The organism is Nocardia sp. NBC_00508 (genome assembly GCF_036346875.1).
Classification (GTDB): domain Bacteria; phylum Actinomycetota; class Actinomycetes; order Mycobacteriales; family Mycobacteriaceae; genus Nocardia.
In genome coordinates this window covers 385,617-407,212 of record NZ_CP107852.1, presented here as the reverse complement: position 1 = coordinate 407,212, position 21,596 = coordinate 385,617, and the positions used below count along the sequence as shown (strand labels likewise).

The following is a 21,596-nucleotide window of genomic DNA, read 5'->3' as shown; positions in this document are numbered from 1 at the left end:
TGGTCGCGACTCCGCCTCGCTGGCGCTCGGCTGCGTCGCGCCCGTTGGTGCTGTGTTCGATTGTTCCCTCGCTGCCCTCGGTCACGGGCGACAGGTTACTGGTTGGTATTGGCGGGCAGGGTCAACCGGCCGGAAATCCGCCCGCTAGCATCAGGAGAAGCGGGACGAATGGTCGTTAACCGAAGTGGTCGCTGAGCTGGGCGAATGCGAGTATATCGGGTGTGCGCAGCGGTGCGCCCGCGTCGAGGAAGAGGAACAGCAAGCTATGCCGATTGCTTCAGATTCTGGGGCGGATCCGGTGCCCGAGTTCGCCGCATGGCGCAAGGGAGTCGCCGGGGTGCTGGCGAAGGCTCGCCGGGTCGATGTCACCGAACTTCCCGAGGAGCCCGAGCGGCTGCTCGACGAGACCACCTATGACGGGCTGACCATCGCCCCGCTCTACACCCGTCGCGAGGAGCTGCCCGAGCAGCCGCTGCCCGGAACCTTCCCGTTCGTCCGCGGGCGCGACGCCACCCGCGACGTGCACCGGGGATGGTTCGTCGGCGCCCACATCGGTGAACGCGATGCCGCGGCGGCCAACCGGGAGATCCTGGCCGGGCTGGAGAACGGGATCAGCGCGATCCGGCTCGGTGTCGGCGAGCGGGGCGTGCCGGTGGCCGCCCTGCCGACGGCATTGGCGGGACTGCTGTTCGAATTGGCTCCGCTCACCCTGAACGCGGGCGGCGCGGTCGCCGACGCGGCGGAGCAGGTGTTCGCCGTGCTCGACGGCTATCCGGCGCCGACCCGCGAGGACATCCGGGTCGCGCTCGGCGCCGCGCCGCTGACCAGCCGTTTCGCCGGTCTCGCCGATGTCGGTCTCGCGGCGGCCGTCGCACTTGCCGGGCAGGCGGCCCGCCGGTCGGAGACGGTGCGCGCGATCACGGTGGACGGCACCGTCTTCCACGACGCGGGCGCCTCCGACGCCCAGGAGCTGGGCGCGGCCGTCGCGGCCGGGCTGGCCTACCTCCGGGCGCTGACCGAGGGCCTGGACATCGCCGGTGCGCTGGGCCAGGTGGAATTCCGGTTCGCCGCCACCGACGATCAGTTCGCCACCATCGCGAAGTTCCGCGCCGGGAGGCAACTCTGGGCGCGGGTCGCGCAGGTGTGCGGAGCACCGGATTTCGGCGGCGCACCCCACCATGCGGTCACCTCCGCCGCCATGATGAGCCAGCGTGATCCCTGGGTGAACATGCTGCGCACCACGCTCGCCGCGTTCGGCGCCGGCGTCGGTGGCGCCGACACCGTGACCGTGCTGCCGTTCGACTCCGCGCTGCCGCCCGGCGAACTCGGCGTCTCCAAGTCGTTCGCCGATCGCATGGCGCGCAACACCCAACTGCTGCTGCTCGAGGAATCGCACCTGGGCCACGTGATCGACCCCGGCGCGGGCTCCTGGTACGTCGAGGACCTCACCGCCGCACTGGCGGCGAAGGCGTGGGAGTTCGTGCAGGAAATCGAGGCGGCCGGTGGCTACCCGGCCGCGCTGGAATCCGGTCTGCTGGCCCAGCGGATCGCCGAGACGAAGGCCACTCGCGCTGCCGATGTCGCGCACCGCAAGACCGCCGTCACCGGCGTGAACGAGTTCCCGAACCTGGCCGAGCAGCCGCTGTCCGAGGCGGCGCGGCGGCCCGGGCGGGTCGCCCGCTACGGCGCCGCGTTCGAGCAGTTGCGCGATCGGTCCGATGCCTACCTCGCCGAGCACGGCACTCGGCCGAAAGCGCTGCTGGTGCCGCTCGGTTCGGTCGCCGAGCACAACGTCCGGGTCACCTTCGTCGCGAACCTCCTGGCCTCCGGCGGCATCGAGTCGATCAATCCCGGTCCGCTCGAGGTGAGCGGAATCGCCGCCGCGGCAACCGGATCCGGCGCGCCGATCGCGGTGCTGTGCGGGTCGGATGCCCGGTACGGGTCCGAGGCAGGCGCGGCGGTGGAGCAGTTGCGCGCCGCGGGCGTGCCCACCGTGCTGCTGGCCGGTGCGGCGAAGGCCGTCGCCGACCAGGACGACGCGCGGCGCCCCGACGGATTCCTCGCCGCGCGCATCGACGCGGTCGCCGCGCTATCCGGCCTGCTGGAGAAGGTAGGAGCCTGATGACTACTCGTGAGATCAAGCACGTGATCGGCAGTTTCGCCGATGTGCCGTTGGCCGAGCGCTCGCCTGAGCCTGCCGCGGTCGACGCGGCACAGGTGGCTGCGTACGTGCGTGCGGCCGCGGCGGCCAATCATTACGCACCGGAGCAGCTGGTGTGGTCGACGCCCGAAGGCATCGACGTGGCGCCGGTGTTCACCAAGGCCGACCGGGATGTCGTTGCGGCCGAAGGATATCCGCTCGACAGCGTGCCCGGCGTCGCGCCGTTCGTGCGCGGGCCGTACCCCACGATGTACGTCAACCAGCCGTGGACCATCCGCCAGTACGCGGGCTTCTCCACCGCCGCGGACTCCAACGCCTTCTACCGGCGCAACCTGCAGGCGGGCCAGAAGGGCCTGTCGGTGGCGTTCGACCTGGCGACACATCGTGGCTACGACTCCGACCACCCGCGCGTGCAGGGCGACGTGGGTATGGCGGGCGTGGCCATCGACTCGATCCTGGACATGCGCCAGCTGTTCGATCACATCCCGCTGGACCAGGTCAGCGTTTCGATGACGATGAACGGCGCGGTGCTGCCGATCCTGGCGCTGTACGCCGTCGCCGCGGAGGAACAGGGCGTCGCGCCCGAGCAGCTGGCCGGAACCATTCAGAACGACATTCTGAAGGAGTTCATGGTCCGCAACACCTACATCTATCCGCCGAAGCCCTCGATGCGGATCATCTCCGACATCTTCGCCTACACCAGCGCGAAGATGCCGAAGTTCAACTCGATCTCCATCTCCGGCTACCACATCCAGGAGGCGGGCGCGACCGCCGACCTGGAGCTGGCCTACACCCTCGCCGACGGCGTGGAGTACATCCGCGCCGGCATCGACGCGGGCATGGAGGTCGACAAGTTCGCGCCACGGCTGTCGTTCTTCTGGGCCATCGGCATGAACTTCTTCATGGAGGTCGCCAAGCTGCGTGCCGGGCGCCTGCTGTGGAGCGAGCTGGTCGCGAAGTTCAACCCGAAGAGCGCGAAATCGCTGTCGCTGCGCACCCATTCGCAGACTTCCGGCTGGTCGCTCACCGCGCAGGACGCCTACAACAACGTCGCGCGCACCTGCATCGAGGCGATGGCCGCCACCCAGGGCCACACCCAGTCGCTGCACACCAACGCGCTCGACGAGGCGCTGGCGCTGCCGACGGACTTCTCCGCCCGCATCGCACGCAACACCCAGCTGCTCATCCAGCAGGAGTCGCGCACCACCCGCCCGATCGACCCGTGGGGCGGTTCGTACTACGTCGAGTGGCTCACCCACCAGCTGGCCAACCGGGCTCGCGCGCATATCGCCGAGGTCGAGGCGCACGGCGGCATGGCGCAGGCGATCGGCGAGGGCATCCCGAAGCTACGCATCGAGGAGGCCGCCGCGCGCACCCAGGCGCGCATCGACACCGGCCAGCAGCCGGTGATCGGCGTCAACAAGTACCAGGTCGAAGAGGATCACGAGGTCGAGGTCCTCAAGGTCGACAACTCGCGGGTGCGTGCCGAGCAGATCGAGAAGCTGCAACGGCTGCGCGCCGAGCGGGACCCCGACGCGGTTCGCCGGGCGCTGGCCGAATTGACCCGCGCCGCCTCCTCTTCCGGAGGCGGCATGGCGAACAACCTGCTCGCGCTGGCCATCGACGCGGCACGGGCCAAGGCCACCGTCGGCGAGATCTCCGACGCGCTGGAGCAGGTGTACGGACGCCATCAGGCCGAGATCCGTACGCTCTCCGGTGTGTACCGCGACGAGGCAGGAAAGGTCACCAACATCACCAAGGCGAGCGAGCTGGTGGAGGAGTTCGCCGAGGCCGAGGGCCGCCGCCCGCGCATCCTCGTCGCGAAGATGGGCCAGGACGGCCACGACCGGGGCCAGAAGGTGATCGCCACGGCCTTCGCGGATCTCGGTTTCGATGTCGACGTGGGCCCGCTGTTCCAGACCCCGGAAGAGGTGGCGCAGCAGGCGGCCGACAACGACGTGCACGTCGTCGGGGTCTCGTCGCTGGCGGCGGGTCACCTCACGCTGGTGCCCGCGCTGCGGCAGGCACTGGCCGATGTCGGGCGCCCCGACATCATGGTCATCGTGGGCGGCGTCATCCCGCCCGGTGACTTCGACGAGCTCTACCAGGCCGGAGCCGCGGCGATCTTCCCGCCCGGCACGGTGATCGCCGACGCGGCGATCGACCTGCTGAAGAAGCTCGGCGCCGAACTCGGTCACGAACTCGGTAGCGGCGCCGCGGATTCCGCCGCCACGGAATGAGCGAAGCGGGTTCAGCAGCGCGGGACACCGCGAAGGTGGCCGCGCGCCGGACGATCGATGTCGACGCGCTCGCCGCGGCGGTTCGCGGCAATGAGCGGGCCGCCCTGGCGCGGGCGATCACGTTGGTGGAGTCCACCAGGGCCGATCATCGAGCGCTGGCGCAGCAGCTGCTGCTGAAGGTGCGGCCCGAGCCGGGGGAGTCCGGCGGCGCGCCGGTCTCGAACCGGGTCGGCATCACCGGCGTTCCCGGCGTCGGCAAGTCCACCTTCATCGACGCGCTCGGCATGTCCCTGATCGGTAAGGGGCACCGGGTCGCTGTGCTCGCCGTGGATCCGTCGTCGACCAGGACCGGCGGCTCCATCCTCGGCGACAAGACCCGGATGGCGCGGTTGTCGGTGGAGCGCAACGCCTACATCCGCCCCTCGCCCACCGCGGGGACGCTCGGCGGGGTCGCCAAGGCGACCCGCGAGACCATCGTGCTGCTCGAAGCGGCGGGATACGACGTGATCCTGGTGGAGACCGTCGGTGTGGGACAGTCCGAGGTCACCGTCGCGAACATGGTCGACGTGTTCTGCTTCCTCACCCTGGCGCGAACCGGCGACCAGTTGCAGGGCATCAAGAAGGGGGTGCTCGAGCTCGCCGATCTGGTCGCGGTGAACAAGGCGGATGGGAAACACGAGGTCGAGGCCAAAGCCGCGGCCAGGGAACTGGCAGGTGCGCTGCGCCTGATCCATCCACACGATGCGCTGTGGCGTCCGCCGGTGCTGACCATGAGCGGGTTGCAGGGGATCGGCCTGGACCGGTTCTGGGACACGGTGCTCGAGCATCGCCGCGTGCTCACCGAAGCCGGGGAGTTCGACGAGAAGCGCCGCCGCCAGCAGGTCGACTGGACCTGGACCATGGTGCACGACCAGTTACTGCGCAGGCTCGCCGAGAACCCGGACGTGAAAGCCATTCGGGCGCAGGTGGAAAAGCAGGTCCGCGACGGCACCCTGACCGCGGCTCTCGCCGCCGAGGAACTGCTGCGGGCCTTCGACGGCCGCTGACCGAGGCTCGCCGCACACGGAACCAGGTGGCGCCGTAGCCGATTCGGTGCTGCCGCGTCCGGATCGACGGACGCCGACACGACGGCACCGCGCACCCTCTGCTCGACGACGACCCCATCGCCCGTCTCGCCACCCTGCCGCGAATGAACAGCGCGATCGTCCGCGCGAGGGCGTGACGAACCGCATGGATGCCGTGTCGGGAACTGCGCGGAGTGGACGGCGCACTCGTGCTCATGGCATGCTCCGATAGTACGAATCAATCAGATCGTCAGCGCCAGGTAGGTCGGTGGAGCGCGTTGGACGCCGCGCCGGACCCGTTCGCCGCCATGGTTGTGGTGTCGAAGGCGCGGGAGCGGTACGCCTTCGGCGACGGTTTCACCTTCGTGCGTCCGGTGGATGACGACCGCGCCTATCACGTGGATGTCACACGCTGCTTCTATCACGAAGTGCTCGTGGCGCATTCGGCGGCGGAGCTGACGCCGGTGATGTGCGAGTTCGACGCGAATTGGATCGGGGCTATCGACCCGGCGAAGCACGGGTTCGGCTTCGAGCGCTCGACGACCATCGGTCGCGGCGGCTCGCACTGCCCGTTTCATTTCGACCGCACTACGTAGCAGGCCGCGTCGCTGAAGGGTTCGGAAGCCATTGCGGCCCAGTATCGTCAGCCGATCCGCGCGGCCTGCCGCTGCTCAGACGGAGTCGCCGAGTGACTCGAGCAACGCGCGCAACATGCCCGCCAACTGCTCGCGTTGCTCGGCGCTCAGCGGTTCGAGCAACCGCCGCTCGGTCGCCACATGATCGGGTAGGGCCGCTTCGATGAGTTCGTGGCCCGCGGCGGTGAGCGTGACCCGGACTCCGCGGCCGTCGGATTCGCTGCGCGAGCGCCGCACCAGACCGCGCTCCTCGAGCCGATCCAGTCGCTGGGTGATGGCGCCGGACGTGACCATGGCGGCGCGCATCAGTTCGGTCGGGGTCAGGCAGTGTGGCGGGTCGCTGCGGCGCAGGGTGGCCAGCACGTCGAACGACGCGGCGTCCAAGCCGTGCGCGGCGAAGGTTCTGCGCAGTTCGGCCCACGTCAGCTGGGACAGCCTGGTCAGGCGTCCCAGCACGGCCATGGGTGAGACGTCCAGGTCAGGGCGCTGCGCCTGCCACTGCGCGAGCACCTCGTCGACATGATCGGTCACTACCGCACTCTAGCGAATAGCTCAGCGGTGAGTTATCTCATAGCTGAATTGCTCAGCGCGAAGCTATGTTTCTTAGAGCTAAGCAATGAGGAAAGGGGCACGAATCATGCGTATTACCTTGTTCGGCGCGGCAGGTGAGGTGGGGCGCCGCGTGGTGGCCGAGGCGTTGGCGCGCGATCACGAGGTCACCGCGGTAGTTCGTGACCCGGATCGTGCGACCACCGTGCCCGCCGGTGCGTTGATCCGCCGGGGTGACGCGTCGAGCCTCGACGACGTGGTCTCGCTCAGCGCCGGACAGGATCTGGTGATCACGGCGACGAGGCCCGCCCTCGGCCGCGAGCACGAACTTCCCGCGGTCACCACGGTGTTGCTCGCCGGGCTCGCTCACACGGGCGTGCGGCTGCTCGTCGTCGGCGGAGCTGCCACCTTGACGGTGCCGGGCGCGGGCGGTGTGACGCTGCACGAAACACCGGAATTCCCCGTGGAACTGCGCGGGATCGCCCAGGCGTGCGCGGATCAGCTCGCGCTGTGCCGGGCCGACGCCGCCGTGGACTGGACCTACCTGAGCCCGCCCGCCGAGCTGGTGCCCGGCAAGCGGACCGGGACCTACCGGGTGGGCGCGGACGAATTGCTGGCGCGTCCGGACGGTCTGTCCGCCATCTCCATGGAGGACTTCGCGGTCGCCCTCCTCGACGAGGCGGAACGGCCCGCCCACCGGCGTGCCCGGTTCACGGTCGTCGCTACCTGATCGGCCGTTCGGGCCAGGTCATTCGATGCCGAACAGCGTAGCCGCGTTGCGGTAGCAGACCTGGCGCAGCCAGTCCTCGCCGAGCTCGAGGCGTTCGAGCACCTGGATCGAATGACCGTAGGAATGCGGAATATTGGGGAAGTCGCTGCCGAACAGGATGCGGTCGGCGAAGGAGCGCAGCCTGCCGTGCTCGCGGATCGGGAAGGGCGCGTCGGCCTCGGAGAAATCGGTCCACACCATGGTGGTGTCGAGTCGTACGTTCGCATACGCCTCGGCGAGATCGAGGAATTCGGCGAACTCGGGCGTGCCCATGTGCGCGACGATCAGCGGCAGGCGCGGAAAGCGCCGCAGCACACCGGCGATCGGTTCCGGTCCGGTATGCGTTCCCGGCGCCGGTCCGGAACCGCAGTGGATCACGACCGGGATCTGCGCGTCCTCCAGCAGGCCCCATACCGGGTCGAGGAGCGGGTCTCCCGGATGGTAGCCACCGACTTGGACATGCGCTTTGAAGACGCGGGCTCCGCTCTCGACTGCCGCCGCGACGTAGCTCTCGGCGTGCGGTTCGGGAAAGAATGTCGCTGTGTGCAGGCAATCCGGGGTGCGTGCCGCGAACTCGGCGGTCCACTCGTTGAGCCATGCGGCCATGTCCGGCTTGTGTGGGTATACCAGTGCGGTGAACGCTCGGACGCCGAAGTCGCGCAAGGTCTTCAACCGGACCTGCTCGTCGGCGCGGTAGGCGATCGGCCAAGAGCGTCCGATCAGCGGACCGGCCGAGTCGAAGTATGCCCAGACTTTCCGCAGGACCTGGTCGGGCATGAAATGCGTATGGACATCGATGATTCCGGGCAGTCCGAGCTCGTCGCGGAAGGCGGCCAGGTAACCGGTGTCGTCGGCGTCGGTCATCGGACCTCCTGACGGGCGGGATGCACCGACCGTGCGAAATCGCCGACCCGGCTGATCAGCCGTTCGAAGAACAGCTCCGGATCGGTGCCGAGCACGATGTCGGCGTTGGGTTCGCGGCCCCACATGCCAGCCCAGTCGGCGACCGTGGTCGCACGGGTGATGGCGCCCGCCAATTCCACGTCCACCGTCGCGGGGCGGGTGCGGGCCAGCGGCGGATCCAGTGCCACCGCGGCCGCGAACGGGTCGTGCATGTGGGCGAGATAGCCCAGGTCGTAGCCGTGGTGGAAGTCGAAATAGAACCGCACGGCATCGGTGACGTAGCGGACGATCGGATTGCTCGCGGCCGAGCGGGTCTCGGGCGGTTCGGCCGCGGAGACGAGTTCCACCGGAAAGCTTTTCGCGCGCTCGGCGAGACGGACCAAGTGCTCGGGCCGCATCTCGATGGTTTCGGTGACGTCGAGCGGGCACACGATCGGCCTGCGGTCCGCCGGCGCCGCGGCGAAGGCGTCGAAGACTTCCTTGGCTGCCTCCGGATCGACGTGCACATTCCACTCAGTGGTCGGCGTCGTGTTGCCGGGGTGATTGAACGCGCCGCCCATGATCACCAAGCGGTGCAGCAACACCGGCAGCTCGGGCTCGATCCGCAGGGCGAGGGCGAGATTGGTCAGCGGGCCGGTACAGAGCCCGACGATCTCGCCGGGATGCGCGCGCACCAGCTCGACCCACATCCGCGCGGCCGACCGCGGCGAGAGGCGGCGGGCGGAGGCAGGCAGCTCGGCGTACCCGACGCCCTGTGGCCCGTGCGTGTCCTCGGTGGTGCGCAGTGGGATCGAGAGGGGGGCGGCGGCGCCGAGTGCGACCTCGATATCGGGTGCGTGGCAGACGTCCAGCCAGGCGAGGGTGTTGGCCGCCACCTGCGCCGCGGACACGTTCCCCGCGGTGGCGGCGATTCCCGCGATCTCGGCCTCGGGGGAGCTGAGCAGGTACAGCAGGGCGAGGGAATCGTCGATGCCGGTGTCGACGTCCATGATGATCTTCTGCCGCACAGGACGAGACTAGCCATCCCGCGCGCTGTCCCCGCGCCGAGGTGTCGATTGCTCGATGGTGGCGATAGTTGGTACAGCCGTCTCGTACATTTGTCTAAGACGATGTAGCCTGTGCACATGGGAAATCGCGAGGATCTACTGGCGGGAGCGCGAAAAGTCATCGTCGAGCGCGGCGTCGCCAAGGCCACGGCCCGGGACATCGCCGCCGCCGCCGGGGTGAGCCTGGCGGCGATCGGCTACCACTTCGGATCCAAGGAACAGTTGATCACCGAGGCGCTGACCGACGGTCTGGGCACCGCGATCGGCGACAGCATGGAGGCGTTGATCCGGCAGGGCGGCGGCGCCGCGCCGCTGGCCGCGTTCGTCGCACTGTGGAATTCGATGCCCGCGGTATTCACCGACAATCGCGACAGCATGCTGGCGAGCCTGGAGAACCTGGTGCGCGTCGCTCGGTCGCCGGAATCGCAAAAGTTCTTCGCCGAGAGCCTGTCCGGGGCCTATGGCGATATGGCGGACGCGCTGCGGGAGGCGCACCCGCACTTGACCGAGGACCAGGCCGAGGCGATCGCGGAGCTGTATTTCGTGCTCGTGCAGGGACTCGGCATCCTGCAGACCATCGCTCCGGAGGCGAAACTTCCGGACGGGAACCGGCTTGCGCAGGCGGTGGCCGCCCTGAGCGCAGGCTAGGAGCGGGCCGGACCTCGGGGCGGCGAACTCGGCGCCGAGGGAACTCAGTCCGTCCGTGCCGGGTGGAATGAGCCTGTGTCGGAATTCCATCCCTTGACCAAGACAGCGTCGCTGGGTTCGGCGGGCCAGCACTGAATCCGGATGTGTCGCCGATCGGCGGGATCGTCCGAGTCCTCGTCGTATTCCTCATCATCGATCGACCTGGTCAGGGACACACGCAACCGCAGCCACCCCGTCGGAACCGTCACCAGATCGCCGTCGTTCTCGCCGTAGGTCGGAGAGGTGAGCCGCAACGTGCCGGAGTCGGCTCGGAGGCTGCACTCCGTCACAGTGTCGAAGGCGTCCTTGTCATCGGCAGGGGGGCCGTCGGTCACGTCGATGGTGACGGTGACGTGATCGTTGACCCCGGTACAGATGCCGATCGCGTCGTCCGCCAGCGCCAAGTAGTCGAGCAGTGCGGAATCCAACCAGTGGTCAGTCACTTCGGTGGACGAGTCGCTATCGAGGAGGTGGATCTGCCAGTAATCGGAGAACACAGTCAGCTCTGTTGTCACAGTCTCCTTCATACCCGCTACCCAGCCGGGAAACGGACTGGCAGAAGGAAGTTGCCGGACGCTCACTCAGTCCTCGCTCGTCGGTTCCCCAGCGGGGATGTGGCGCAGGCGAAGCACCGCGACCACCGACAGCGTCAGTGCTGCCACGGCGGCGATGCCCGCGGTGACCTGTACGCCGTGCAGGAACGCGTGCCGCGCGGCCAGCAGCACCGCCTCGCCCAGTTCACCGGGCAGCGTGGCGGCGGTGTGCGCGGCGGCGCCGAGAGTGTCGCGCACGGATCGCTCGGCCCCGGCCGGGACCCCGGCGGGCAGCGAGCCGGCGAGATCGCCGCGGTAGAGCGCGACGCTGATGCTGCCGAGGATCGAAATGCCAAGGGCACCACCGAGTTCCGCGCCGGTTTCGGAGACTCCGGCGGCGGCGCCTGCCTGTTCCTGTGGCGCCGAGCCGACGATCAGTTCGGTGGTGATGCCGAACACCGGCGCCAATCCCAGCGCGATGATCACCGAGGCGGCCACTGCGAGCAGCACGCCGCCGGTCACGCCGACCCGGGTCATCAGCAGCAGGCCGACGGCCGAGGCCGCCAGGCCGGAGCCGATCAGGTAGGCCGGGCGCACCACCCGGACGATGCGCGGAGCCAGCTGCGAGCCGACGATGAACCCGAGGCCGGACGGGGCCATCACCAAGCCGGCCGCCAGCGGCGACAGCCCCAGCACCAGCTGGAAGTACTGCGCTACGAACAGGAAATAGCCGAACGCGACGAAGACCCCGACCACGTTGATCAGCAGCGCGATCCGGAACGTGCCGAGCCGGAACAAGCGCAGGTCGAGCATCGGGTGCGAACTGCCGAGCTGGCGGCGAACGAACACGAACCCGACGACCAGACCGGCGACGACGGCGAGCACCGCGCCCACGCCGAGCCCGTCCTGGGCGATCTTCTTCATGCCGAACACCAGCGCGATCATCGCGGCCACGCACAGCCCGGCGCTGAGCGGATCCAAGCGCCCCGCGTCCGGGTCGCGGTACTCCGGAAGCACCTTCGGCCCCAGGATCAGCAGCAGCGCCATGACCGGCACCGCGAGCAGGAACACCGACCCCCACCAGAACCGTTCCAGCAAGACGCCGCCGAACAGCGGGCCGACCGCGCCGCCCGTGGAGAACGCGCCGACCCACACGCCGACCGCCACCGACCGCTGCTTGGCGTCCCGGAACATGCTGAACAGCAGCGACAGTGTCGACGGCGCGAGCGTCGCGCCCGCGACCCCTTGCAGTGCGCGGCAGGCGATCAGCAGCTCCGCGCTCGGGGCGAACGCCGCGACCAGCGACACCACCGCGAACGCCGCGGCGCCCGCCATGAGCAGCCTGCGCCTGCCGATCCGGTCGCCGAGTGTGCCCATGGTGACCAGCAGCCCGGCCACCATGAACCCGTAGACGTCGATGATCCACAGCAGCTGCGAGCTGGTCGGATGCAGTTCGGCGCTGATCATCGGCACGGCGAGGTGCAGGACCGTCATGTCCATCGCGTAGACCAGGCAGGCGAGCGCGAGCACGCCGAGCCCGATCCACTCCCGCCGGCCGGCCAGCGGCTCGGCGACGCGGTCGAGCGTGGTGTCCACGGCGCGGGTTCCTTCCGAAATGGTGTCGGTGAGCGTCATGCCAGTTCAGACGACGCGAGGAGCACCATTTCACCGCCCGTCACCGGAGCGCCGCAAAGGATTTTTCGCGGCGCCCCGGCGGGACCGTCAATGCGTCGGCAGCGGCCAAGCGGGGTGATCCGCGCCGTAGACGGGCGCGGGCCAGGCGTAATCCGGGTATTCGGCGAGAGCGGGCGTCGCGGTGACGACCTGTCCGTGCTGGACCACCTCCGCCGGACTCGGCGCCGCGGCCTTGGGATGACGCGGCGTGCGGTCCGGCGCGTCGAGCAACCAGGCCGCGGTGCGCGCCAGCGCGACGCGCACGTCCCGGCCGACGCCGTCCGCGCTGCGGGCGACCAGTGCATCGATCACGCCCGCGGCGAGCAGATAGCCCGACGCGTGGTCCAGCGCCTGAGCGGGCAGCGCACCGGGTAGCGCGGGCGCGCCTTCGAGGATTGATATGCCGGAGGCGGCCTGCACGATGCTGTCGAAGCCGCGGTGTCCGCCCCAGGGACCGGTCTCACCCCACGCGGACACCCGGCCGTGGACGAGGCCGGGACGGCTTGCGGCGTGCACGCCGATGCGCTCCAACGCGCCCGGACGGTAGCCGGTGATCAGTACGTCCGCGGAGGCGAGCAGGTCATCGATCCGGTTCGCGCGCAGGTCCACCAGCGTGGAGCGTTTGCCCTGGCAGGTGTCCGCGTACTGCCACGGGATCTCGGGCAGCTGCGGCGGATCGACCCGCAGGACTTCGGCGCCGAGCAACGCCAGCGCCCGCGTCGCGACCGGACCCGCGATCACCCGGGTCAGGTCGAGCACACGCAAGCCCCGCAGTGGCTGCAAAGGCGCTGCGCCCGACGGCAGCCCGGGCTCACCGCGGTCGGCGCGCGGTGCGATCGCCACCACGGGGCCCGCGGCGGCGGCCTGTCCCTGCGGGCTCGCGGCCCACTCCTGCTCGGTGCGGACCCGGACCGCGATCGCGCCGTGGGCGGCGGCCTGATCCTCCAGATCCGAGGCGCGGCTCATGGCCATCTGGGCGACGGCCAAGTCGACGGGCGCGGACGCGGGCAGACCGAGGGCGGCGAGCAGCCGAGCGCGGTGGTGCGGATAGTTGGCGTGCGTGCGAACCCAGCCGTCGAACGTGGGGAAGAACCCGGACAGGTCGGTGAACAGCATCGGTCCTCGGCCGCCGACGCGTAGCAGCTTCTCGCTGGCGAAGGCCGAGGTGATGCGGGCGGGGTCGATGCGGTGCGCTACCTGGTCGAGGCCACGCGCCTCGCGCATGCGGTTCGCCGCCGCCGTCAGCGTCGCGACCGAACCGGCGGCCAGCGCCCAGACCGGTAATGTCGCGGCGAGATTGTTACCCGGATCGGGCGCGGGGGAGATAAGCGAGGCGGTGACACCGATACCGGCCTCGTAGTCATGGACGAGCCGTGCGTGCGTGTTCACTCGCTTCAGCGTAGTTGCTGTGCCGGAGCACCCTCGTGCCGCGGTTGATCTTCGGGCGGGCGCGGGGCGGTCACGACTGCCCCGTTGCGCCGCCGATCTCCGGCGCCACCTGCGGCGTTGCGGATCGGGATGGGGGCTGCTTCGCTGGTACACGGGCGTGCGGTGGCACGCAGTGCCGGAGCCATCGCCGCCGGAATCCCGTCGCCGTCGGTGCCGCGCCGGCGAGAGCACGGAGGCTGCGACCATGCGATTGCGGATACGTTTCGGCGCGATTGCGAAAGGAGTGCCGACAAACACGTGAAAAAGGCTGTCCTACCGGTCTTCTCGCCAGTGAGGATAGCGGCATGCGACACGGCGCATGAATTCGGTCAATATGTCCAGGTGCTGCACCGCGGTTCACGGCGCGGAAAACAGCGCGTGAATCCGATGACCTGTCCGCCGCGCGCGGACACAGGGCTAGAGCATGACTGGCCGCACCGCACCACGCGGCACTGATATGTGAGGTCGAGCGACGATGACGAACACCTATGCCGGCAGTGCAGAGTACACGGTGCCGACGACGCGGACGAAGAGGAACTCCCCTGGGCGGGAACGAATCCCGGCCTTCGGGAACGATATGCAGCCGCGTACCGCGCTGATCCCGGACCAGGTTCGCCAGGCGCCGATCAAACACGACTACCAACTGATGGCCGTGCAGGACGCCCAGAACGCCGGGTACTTGCGGGAAATCCAGGATCTCGCCGCCGAACGCGCCGCGCTCGGCGGGCGGAAAGGCCACGACCAGGCAACGCGACTGCGCTTGGAGCAGCTCGAGGCGGCGCTGGCGGCCGCGACCACGGACGCGATCGCCGCGGGTGTCCCCGCGGCCGACGTCGATCGTGCGGTGGAGTACGGACGCGCCGGCGACTACTGGACCGATCGCCCCGCGCACCGCTATCTCGGACGGATCGCGCAGCTGACCCACGAAATGGATTCGCATCTCAGCGAATTGGACGGTTACCGGCAGCGGATCGCCGAACTGGAACAACGGCTGGCGCGAACCCCCCTCGGTGACTCCTGATCCGCCTGGTCTGACCTGCGCGCCCCTCGGGCCGGGGATGCTTTGTCGAACGTCACGCCGCGATCGACCATCTTGCAAACCTTCACCACCCTGATCGGTGCGTGGTCTGTGTAGTCGCTCGGCGGAGCGCTTTTTCGCGGTCCTGCCGACCTACGGCACAGGTGTCGGGTGCAGATGGCAGCGCCGCGTTCTCATGGCTGCTGGAGCACGGTGCCGTGCGGGAGCTTCGAATGGTTGATTGTTCCGTCCTCCGGTAGGGCAGCGGCTCCGGAGACGTGCGAAGAGCGGAGAGACTGCGCAGCGCCGACCCGCGATTGCGATCACGCTGGTTGTATCTCTCGGTTCGCATTTCCGCGGAACATAACATCGCCGGACGGAATGTGCTGGCGATTCATCGATCCCGGCTGACCGATTCTCAACCGGAAAGAACCGATGCCGTGCCGCCGAAGCTTCCCCGAACCGCTATAGGTGCCGTTGCGACGGTGTCGAACCCAGGAGCGCGGCGTTCGTGGACAGCCTGCGAGATGGCCTTCTGGGACCCGGCGCGTTGGCGACTGCGCGTTGTTCTGATGCGGTGGCGCGCGTGGGTGGGCGTGTCCCGGGTACGACGCCGGGTGGTGTACTTGCTGGCGTTCGTCTTCGTGCTGCTCGTCTTTCCCGGTGTCGTCGGGGCCACCGCGATGGCTTTGGTGGATAGCGGGACCGCGGCGAGCTCCAGCATCGATGCACTGGGCTGGATGAACATTCGGGACTCCGCCGGTGTCCGGCTGTCCGACTACCTGTTCGCCAGTAGCGATGGCAGCCTCTTCGATCCAATCGAGACAGTGGTGTCGACCGTGCTCGGCCTGGAGTTCATCGGATACATGGTGATCGTGACCACCGCGGTGTGGGCGATCGGCTTCGTGATCAGCTTTCAGTGGCTCGATCCGTTCGGGCGGGCGCTGACCGGAGTCGCCGACAGCCTCACCGGTCAGATCGCCACGCCGATCCTGATGACGGTCGCGGCGGCGATCGGGGCGTTCTTCGTCGGCTGGTTCGTGCTGCGCGGCTACCACGCCAAAGCCACCATGCAGATCGCGACGATGTTGGGCGTCGCGGTGCTCGGTCCGGTCTTCCTCGCCGAGCCGCTCGCGGACGTGTTGTCGTCGCACGGCCTGCTGGCGCAGGGCCGTGACCTGGGCATCTCGGTCGCCGCGGGGCTGAACGGCAACGCCGCGCCGAATCCCGACCAGCTGATCGCGACGATGCAGGGCGATCTGGCGGACAACTTCGCGCGGCGGCCGGTGCAGGTGTGGAACTTCGGGCACGTCGTGGACGAGTCGCCGCGTTGCGCCGCCGCCTGGACCGCGGGGGTGCGGGCGGGTACGGACTCCGGCGTGCTGAACGGCCTACGCGCCTGCGGCGACACGGCCGCCTTCGCCAAGGCCGACAACCCGGGCTTCGGACAGATCGGTTCCGGTCTGGTGCTGCTGTTCTGCGCCGCGGTGTTGCTGTGCTTCGGCGTCTATCTCGGGTTGAAGATCATTTGGGCCGCGCTGGATTCGGTCTACCACGGTTTCATGTCGATCTTCGGATTCGCGGCGGGCGGTTTCGTGTACGGGCCGACGCAGACCTTTCTGGTACGCAATATCGTGGACAGCCTCGTCGCGGCCGGGCGCATGGCGGCCTACACCATCTTTTTGGGGGTCTATGTCCTGTTCTTGGGCAATCTGTTCCGCGAAGCGCGCGGCCAAGTGATGGTGGTGCTCGTGCTCGGCGCGATCGTCGAGGTCGTCGCCATCCTCCAGTTGAAGCGGCTCAGCGCCGGTCTCAGCCGGGGCAACGAGTGGATCGCCAATCGGTTCTCGCTCGCCGTGCAGGGCGCGGGCAGCGGCAAGGGCGGCGGCTCGGGCGCCGCCCTCGGGATGGGCCCCGGTGGCGCGTCGCATTCCCTGTCCGGGGCCGGGTTGATCACCGGACTCGCCGCCGTCAACACCATCAACAACAACCCGATCGCCGCAATGCTGCTCGGCAACAAGCGCAATCCGCTCGACCCGCACGCGCGCCTGCGCAACCGCGCGGAGCTCGGGGGTTGGCGAGCGAACGCGTTGATCAACGAAAGGGGCTGGAACGTCAACTACATGCGGACCCGCGAACAGCTCATGGAGGCGGCCAGGAGTGCGGTCCGCGAGCACCGCGGGCGGCACACGGCACGTAGCGCCGCCGCGGCCATCGACCGCGTCGTCAATCGCGGTGGTTCGCTGACCGATCTCGGCAGCTCGCTGATCGATGCGGGATTCACCGATCAGGAGATGATCATCGACGCGATCCGGGCCTACAACTACCGGCAGAACTTCGCGCCCAGCGTGTGGGACGGCGACAAGTACATCGGCGAGGCCGCCGCGTCGCTCGCCGTGCTCAAGCTGGGCCGCTCGCCCGCCAACATGGCCTTGTTCCAGCAGACGGCACACCGGCTGGCGAACCGCCGCTACATCGACCACGTCGCGGAATCCGAGCTGACCCGCGAGGAACGCGGCTATCTCCAGGACTACTTCCGCGCGCCGACCCGAGACAAGATCCGGGGTATCGAGGCGCTCGCCGGAGGAAGCACGATCACCAGGGACGCCGCGGGCGCCATCGTGCAGTCGAACCCGGACTACCCGCTGCCTGCGCAGTTCGAAGGCTGGAGCCAGGAACGTGGCCAGCTGATGAACAGATTCATCATGCCCCATCTCGCCGGCCAGTATCTGCATGCCGCCAACGCCGGCGACCTCGCCCGAGCCTCGGAACTTCTACAGACCATGGCGAACTCCGAATACTGGACGGGCAACGTGAAGCTGACCCCGTCGAAGGCGATCCCACGGTTCTGACGCCCGCGGCGGTATCGTGCCGCCGGACGGAATGCACGCACTACCGTGGGCTGGTCCAGGCCGATGCCAGGACGGACGACGGACAAGGGAGACCGAACGTGGCTGGAACCTTCACCGAGTCGGAGTGGTTGCGGACGTTGCGATCCGAGCCGGTCGTGCGGCATCGTCTACTGTGCTTCCCACCCGGCGGCGGACCGGCCACGGCGTATCGGGATCTGGCCCAGCGATTCGGTGCGGGTGTGGCGGTTCACGCGGTGCAATACCCCGGGCGGCAGGACCGGTTGGGCGAGGACCCGATCACCGACGTCGGTGTACTGGCCGACCGGATCGCTACGGAAGTGCTCGCGCAGGGAGTGGTCGGCCGGTTGTCGCTGTTCGGGCACAGTATGGGCGCGACCGTGGCGTTCGAGACCGCGCGCAGGCTGGAACGCGGCGGGCAGCCGATCGCCACGCTGTTCGTGTCCGGCCGCCCGGCGCCGACCTTCGAGGAGACACAGCGACTGCACCTGGCCTCCGACGACGAGCTCATCGGCGACCTGATCCGGTTGGCCGCCGATCCGGCGCCGCTCGAGATGCTGCGCGCCGAACCGAGTCTCGCCGAAGTCGTCCTGCCCGCGGTACGCGCCGACTACCAGGCGGTGGAGACCTATCGCTACCAGCCGGGCGATCCGCTGCGTGCCGATATCGCGGCGCTGGTCGGCACCGAGGACCCGACGATGCGGCCCGAGCAGTCCGACGGATGGCGCGCGCACACCAGCGGTGGCTTCGATCGGGCGACGTTTGCCGGCGGGCATTTCTATCTCGACGAGCACGTCGCCGAGGTCGCCGACTTCGTCGCGCGCCGTCTCGCCCTCGCCTGAGACGCGGCGCGACGTTCCGGGTCACCCCAGGGCGTTCCGCCGGACGGGCGCGACCGACCGCTGCTGCCGCACCCGGACGTAGCCGATCCACGAGACCCCGACCAGCACGGCGGCCAGCAACCGCACCAGGCCGAGCGCGTCCTCGGGATAGAGCACGCCGGTGATGTAGTGGTCGATGAATCCGCTCGACGGCAGCCGCGCCTGGCCGGCACGCTCGCGCGCCCAGTTCTCCCCGTGTGTCAGCGGGCAGTCGAATCCGAGCACGATCGTGCTGAACCCCCACCCGGCCGCGACGAGATGCAGCCAGATCGTGCGCGGGAAGCGCCACGCGAGGAACCCGCCGACCACCACGTAAGCCACGAAGGCGAAATGCGTGGCGGCCGTGGCGTCGGCCAGCAGCCGGTACAGCACGCCTCCAGGGTATCTCGCGCCGGGAGTAGCGGATCCGGTCCGACCGGCTACCAGGGGGAGGGCTGGAAGTCCTTGAGGAAACAGCCGTACAGGTCGGTGCCGTTCTCGCCCTGCACGATCGGGTCGTACACGCGCGCCGCTCCGTCGACCAGGTCCAGTGGCGCGTGGAAACCTTCCTCGGCGAGGCGGACTTTCGTGTAGTGCGGGCGTTCGTCGGTGATCCAGCCGGTGTCGACGGCGGTCATCAGGATGCCGTCCTGTTCGAACAGCTCGCGGGCGCTGGTGCGGGTCAACATGTTCAGCGCGGCCTTGGCCATATTGGTATGCGGGTGCCCCGGCCCTTTGTAGGCACGGGAGAACTGCCCCTCCATGGCCGAGACGTTGACGACGTACTTGCGCCGCGCCGTCGCGGCGGCCATCGCCGGGCGCAGGTGGGAGACCAGGATGAACGGCGCGACCGAGTTGCACAGCTGCACTTCGAGCAGTTCGGTCGGATCCACCTCGGCGACGGTCTGCACCCAGCTGTTGGTGTGCGCGAGGTCGGGCACCAAGCCACCCGCATCGATCGCCACGCCACGCGAAATGCGTTCCGGCGTCGCCGATCCCGCGACCAGGGCCAGTTCGGCGACATCGGCGGCGGACAATGCCGGAGTCAGCGAGGCGGTCAAAGCGGTGGGGTGCGCCTGCATGGTCTTGCCGAAACTCACCACGTCCGGTAGCGCGCCCGCGGGCAGCGGTCCGGACTCGGCGTCGACCAGCGCGCTGTAGGCGCCAGGGGAGCGGCGCACCGTTTGCGCCGCGTTGTTGATCAGGATGTCCAACGGCCCGTGTGCCGCGACGTCGTCGGCCAGGGCGACCACCTGGGCCGGGTCGCGCAGGTCGATGCCGACGATGCGCAGGCGATGCAGCCAGTCCGCGCTGTCGTCCATCGCGGTGAAACGCCGGATGGCGTCGTTGGGGAAGCGGGTGGTGATGGTGGTGTGCGCGCCGTCGCGCAGCAGTCGCAGGGCGATGTACATGCCGATCTTGGCGCGACCGCCGGTGAGCAGGGCCCGGCGCCCGGTCAGATCGGTACGGGCGTCCCGCTTGGCGTGGCTGCTCGCCGCGCAGTCGGGACACAACTGGTGATAGAACGTATCGACCCGGGTGTAGCGCTGCTTACAGATGTAGCAGGGTCGTGGACGGATCAGCGTGCCCGCGCTGGCGCCGCCGGCGGTCGAGCTGATCGGGATGCCCGCGGTCTCGTCATCGATCCGGTTCGGCGAGCCGGTCGCGGTGGCCGCGACCACCGCCCGGTCGGCGGTCGAGACCGCCTCGCGCGCCGCGGACCTGCGCCGCTGCTTGAGCTTCTTGAACATGTGCCCGACCGCGCGCTGCACCGCCACCGAGTCCGGATGATCCTTGTCCAGCGTTGCGGCCTGCTCCAGGACCTGCAGGCAGGTCGCGAGGTCCTCGGGATCGATCATGCTTTCGGCCATCGCGGCAGGGAACATCCTTCAGTGAGCTGGGCAAGCGACCGGCCCATTGTCGCAAACCCGCCCGCCGGGTAGCCGTCCGGTTGCGGTCAGCTGCTGCGCGGGCTGATCGCCGCCCGGTCGGCGCGCAGGTCATCGACGAAGTTGGCGATCGCCTCGGCGACCAGCAGCGGCTCGGTGATCGGCAGCCAGTGATCGGCCGGGACGGCGCGGCGCCACACCTGGTCGACCCAGCGCGCGGAGGCGTCGTAGACCGCGGCCGGGACGAACGGGTCGGTGGTGTCCACGAGCAGTTGCACCGGAACGGCGGTGCGCCGCACCCGCGGCCTGCTCAGGTGATGCAGCAGGTTGACCTGCGCGATTCGCGCCCCCGCGACGACATCCGTCGCCCACGTGCGCGCGAGGCGCGCGGGCACCGGCGGGATACCGCCGAGTGGCCGCACCAGCAGGCCGCGGACGCGCGGCGGGTAGAACCTGCGGGCGATCGATCCGGGCGTGAGCGCCCAGCACGCTCCGCGCAACCACCAGCCCGGGTCGCCGAGCTCCTGGCGGGCGCGCGGCGCCAGCGCACGCAGGCACAGACCGAGGTGGTCGAGATTCGGTCCGGCGATCGCCGTGAACGAGGCGATGCGGGTGTTGGCCCGTTCGTCGCACACCGCCTCCCACAGCTGCACCGCGCCCCAGCCGTGGCCGCAGATGTGCACGGACCGACGCGGGGCGGCGGCATCGATCACCGCGAAGAAGTCCTCCGCCAGCCGGTCGAGGCGATACTGCGAGGCCGGTCCGGGCCCGGCCGAATGGCCATGTCCGCGAACGTCATAGCCGATGACACGGAAACCGTCGGCGAGCAGCGCCGCCACCGTCGCCCATACGCGATGCGTGTCGGTGAGGCCGTGCACCAGCACCAGCGGTTCGGCGGCAGGGTCGCCCCATTCGAAGACGGCGAGATCGGCGCCATCGCGGGTGACCGTCCAGGTCCGGTCGGGGTGGGGCGTCTCGGTGGTGTCGAGCGGTTCGGTCATGTCTTTGCCTCGTTCGTACCGATTCCGAGGGCACGTCGCTGTCGTGCACCAGGTCAGTGATTCCCTACGGACAGTAGGAAGAATCGACCGGCGAGGGGAGTCGTGCGCCGCTGAATATGGCGCAGCTCACGGGGATACAGCATGCGGCCGACCAACCGCGCCCGGTGAGTCGGGCAACGTACGCCGCGCTTGTTGACAACTCGCCAATAGTCCGGGAATCTGAGGGCGGAGCCGGCGACGGGGTCGGACCGGAGCGAGCAAAGGATCGA

General features: G+C 69.1%; 18 protein-coding genes. 9 read left to right on the top strand and 9 right to left on the bottom strand.

What is annotated here, in order from left to right; all coding sequences use genetic code 11:
• Positions 1-265 precede the first annotated feature (265 nt).
• From OHA40_RS01660 to OHA40_RS01640, 4 genes are all read left to right on the top strand, one after another.
• A complete protein-coding gene (locus OHA40_RS01660; protein ID WP_330231301.1) occupies positions 266-2,122 on the top strand; it encodes a methylmalonyl-CoA mutase family protein in 1,857 nt (618 codons plus the stop codon).
• Positions 2,122-4,401, top strand: coding sequence for a methylmalonyl-CoA mutase (scpA, locus tag OHA40_RS01655; protein ID WP_330231300.1), 2,280 nt, complete (start codon positions 2,122-2,124; stop codon positions 4,399-4,401). Before OHA40_RS01660 ends, scpA begins: the two co-directional genes overlap by 1 nt.
• Positions 4,398-5,447 carry a methylmalonyl Co-A mutase-associated GTPase MeaB gene (meaB, locus tag OHA40_RS01650; protein ID WP_330231299.1) on the top strand — a complete coding sequence of 350 codons (1,050 nt, stop codon included), beginning with the start codon at positions 4,398-4,400 and terminating at the stop codon, positions 5,445-5,447. The genes scpA and meaB overlap by 4 nt, the downstream gene beginning before the upstream one ends.
• A gap of 296 nt (positions 5,448-5,743) precedes the next feature.
• On the top strand, positions 5,744-6,061 hold the full coding sequence (locus OHA40_RS01640; protein WP_330231298.1) for an L-2-amino-thiazoline-4-carboxylic acid hydrolase: 318 nt from the start codon (positions 5,744-5,746) through the stop codon (positions 6,059-6,061).
• Between the two features lie 75 nt (positions 6,062-6,136).
• On the opposite strand, the gene OHA40_RS01635 is transcribed toward OHA40_RS01640, so the two are convergent.
• Positions 6,137-6,631: a MarR family winged helix-turn-helix transcriptional regulator gene (locus OHA40_RS01635; RefSeq protein WP_330231297.1), complete on the bottom strand. Its 495-nt coding sequence runs from the start codon at positions 6,629-6,631 to the stop codon at positions 6,137-6,139.
• Positions 6,632-6,737: 106 nt separating this feature from the next.
• Here OHA40_RS01635 and OHA40_RS01630 point away from each other — a divergent pair, with 106 nt between their 5' ends.
• Complete coding sequence (locus OHA40_RS01630; protein ID WP_330231296.1) at positions 6,738-7,379, top strand: NAD(P)-dependent oxidoreductase; 642 nt, start codon at positions 6,738-6,740, stop codon at positions 7,377-7,379.
• Positions 7,380-7,397: 18 nt separating this feature from the next.
• On the opposite strand, the gene OHA40_RS01625 is transcribed toward OHA40_RS01630, so the two are convergent.
• Together OHA40_RS01625 and OHA40_RS01620 are read right to left on the bottom strand one after the other, a co-directional pair.
• Positions 7,398-8,282, bottom strand: a complete 885-nt coding sequence (locus tag OHA40_RS01625) for an amidohydrolase family protein (protein ID WP_330231295.1) — start codon at positions 8,280-8,282, stop codon at positions 7,398-7,400.
• On the bottom strand, positions 8,279-9,310 hold the full coding sequence (locus OHA40_RS01620) for a nucleoside hydrolase (RefSeq protein WP_442944095.1): 1,032 nt from the start codon (positions 9,308-9,310) through the stop codon (positions 8,279-8,281). The genes OHA40_RS01625 and OHA40_RS01620 overlap by 4 nt, the downstream gene beginning before the upstream one ends.
• A gap of 135 nt (positions 9,311-9,445) precedes the next feature.
• On the opposite strand from OHA40_RS01620, the gene OHA40_RS01615 reads away from it, so the two are divergent.
• On the top strand, positions 9,446-10,015 hold the full coding sequence (locus OHA40_RS01615; RefSeq protein WP_330231293.1) for a TetR family transcriptional regulator: 570 nt from the start codon (positions 9,446-9,448) through the stop codon (positions 10,013-10,015).
• Between the two features lie 44 nt (positions 10,016-10,059).
• On the opposite strand, the gene OHA40_RS01610 is transcribed toward OHA40_RS01615, so the two are convergent.
• The 3 genes from OHA40_RS01610 to OHA40_RS01600 all read right to left on the bottom strand — a co-directional run bounded on the left by OHA40_RS01610 (position 10,060) and on the right by OHA40_RS01600 (position 13,650).
• Entirely contained in the window at positions 10,060-10,569 is a 510-nt protein-coding gene (locus OHA40_RS01610; protein WP_330231292.1) for a hypothetical protein, read from the bottom strand.
• A 66-nt stretch (positions 10,570-10,635) separates the two neighbouring features.
• Entirely contained in the window at positions 10,636-12,222 is a 1,587-nt protein-coding gene (locus OHA40_RS01605; RefSeq protein ID WP_330231291.1) for an MFS transporter, read from the bottom strand.
• Positions 12,223-12,309: 87 nt separating this feature from the next.
• Complete coding sequence (locus OHA40_RS01600) at positions 12,310-13,650, bottom strand: CoA transferase (protein ID WP_330231290.1); 1,341 nt, start codon at positions 13,648-13,650, stop codon at positions 12,310-12,312.
• A gap of 514 nt (positions 13,651-14,164) precedes the next feature.
• Between OHA40_RS01600 and OHA40_RS01595 the strand changes: the two genes are divergently transcribed.
• The 3 genes from OHA40_RS01595 to OHA40_RS01585 all read left to right on the top strand — a co-directional run bounded on the left by OHA40_RS01595 (position 14,165) and on the right by OHA40_RS01585 (position 18,419).
• Positions 14,165-14,710 carry a hypothetical protein gene (locus tag OHA40_RS01595; RefSeq protein ID WP_330231289.1) on the top strand — a complete coding sequence of 182 codons (546 nt, stop codon included), beginning with the start codon at positions 14,165-14,167 and terminating at the stop codon, positions 14,708-14,710.
• Between the two features lie 482 nt (positions 14,711-15,192).
• The gene (locus tag OHA40_RS01590; protein ID WP_330231288.1) at positions 15,193-17,559 is read left to right on the top strand and encodes a hypothetical protein; all 2,367 of its coding nucleotides are present in this window, start codon (positions 15,193-15,195) and stop codon (positions 17,557-17,559) included.
• 98 nt (positions 17,560-17,657) lie between these two features.
• Complete coding sequence (locus OHA40_RS01585) at positions 17,658-18,419, top strand: thioesterase II family protein (protein ID WP_330231287.1); 762 nt, start codon at positions 17,658-17,660, stop codon at positions 18,417-18,419.
• Between the two features lie 21 nt (positions 18,420-18,440).
• On the opposite strand, the gene OHA40_RS01580 is transcribed toward OHA40_RS01585, so the two are convergent.
• From OHA40_RS01580 to OHA40_RS01570, 3 genes are all read right to left on the bottom strand, one after another.
• Positions 18,441-18,830 (bottom strand): DUF2784 domain-containing protein, encoded by a 390-nt coding sequence (locus OHA40_RS01580; RefSeq protein ID WP_330231286.1) that lies wholly within the window; start codon positions 18,828-18,830, stop codon positions 18,441-18,443.
• Between the two features lie 47 nt (positions 18,831-18,877).
• A complete protein-coding gene (locus tag OHA40_RS01575; RefSeq protein ID WP_330231285.1) occupies positions 18,878-20,308 on the bottom strand; it encodes an SDR family NAD(P)-dependent oxidoreductase in 1,431 nt (476 codons plus the stop codon).
• An 86-nt stretch (positions 20,309-20,394) separates the two neighbouring features.
• Positions 20,395-21,327 carry an alpha/beta fold hydrolase gene (locus OHA40_RS01570; RefSeq protein ID WP_330231284.1) on the bottom strand — a complete coding sequence of 311 codons (933 nt, stop codon included), beginning with the start codon at positions 21,325-21,327 and terminating at the stop codon, positions 20,395-20,397.
• Between the last annotated feature and the right edge of the window lie 269 nt (positions 21,328-21,596).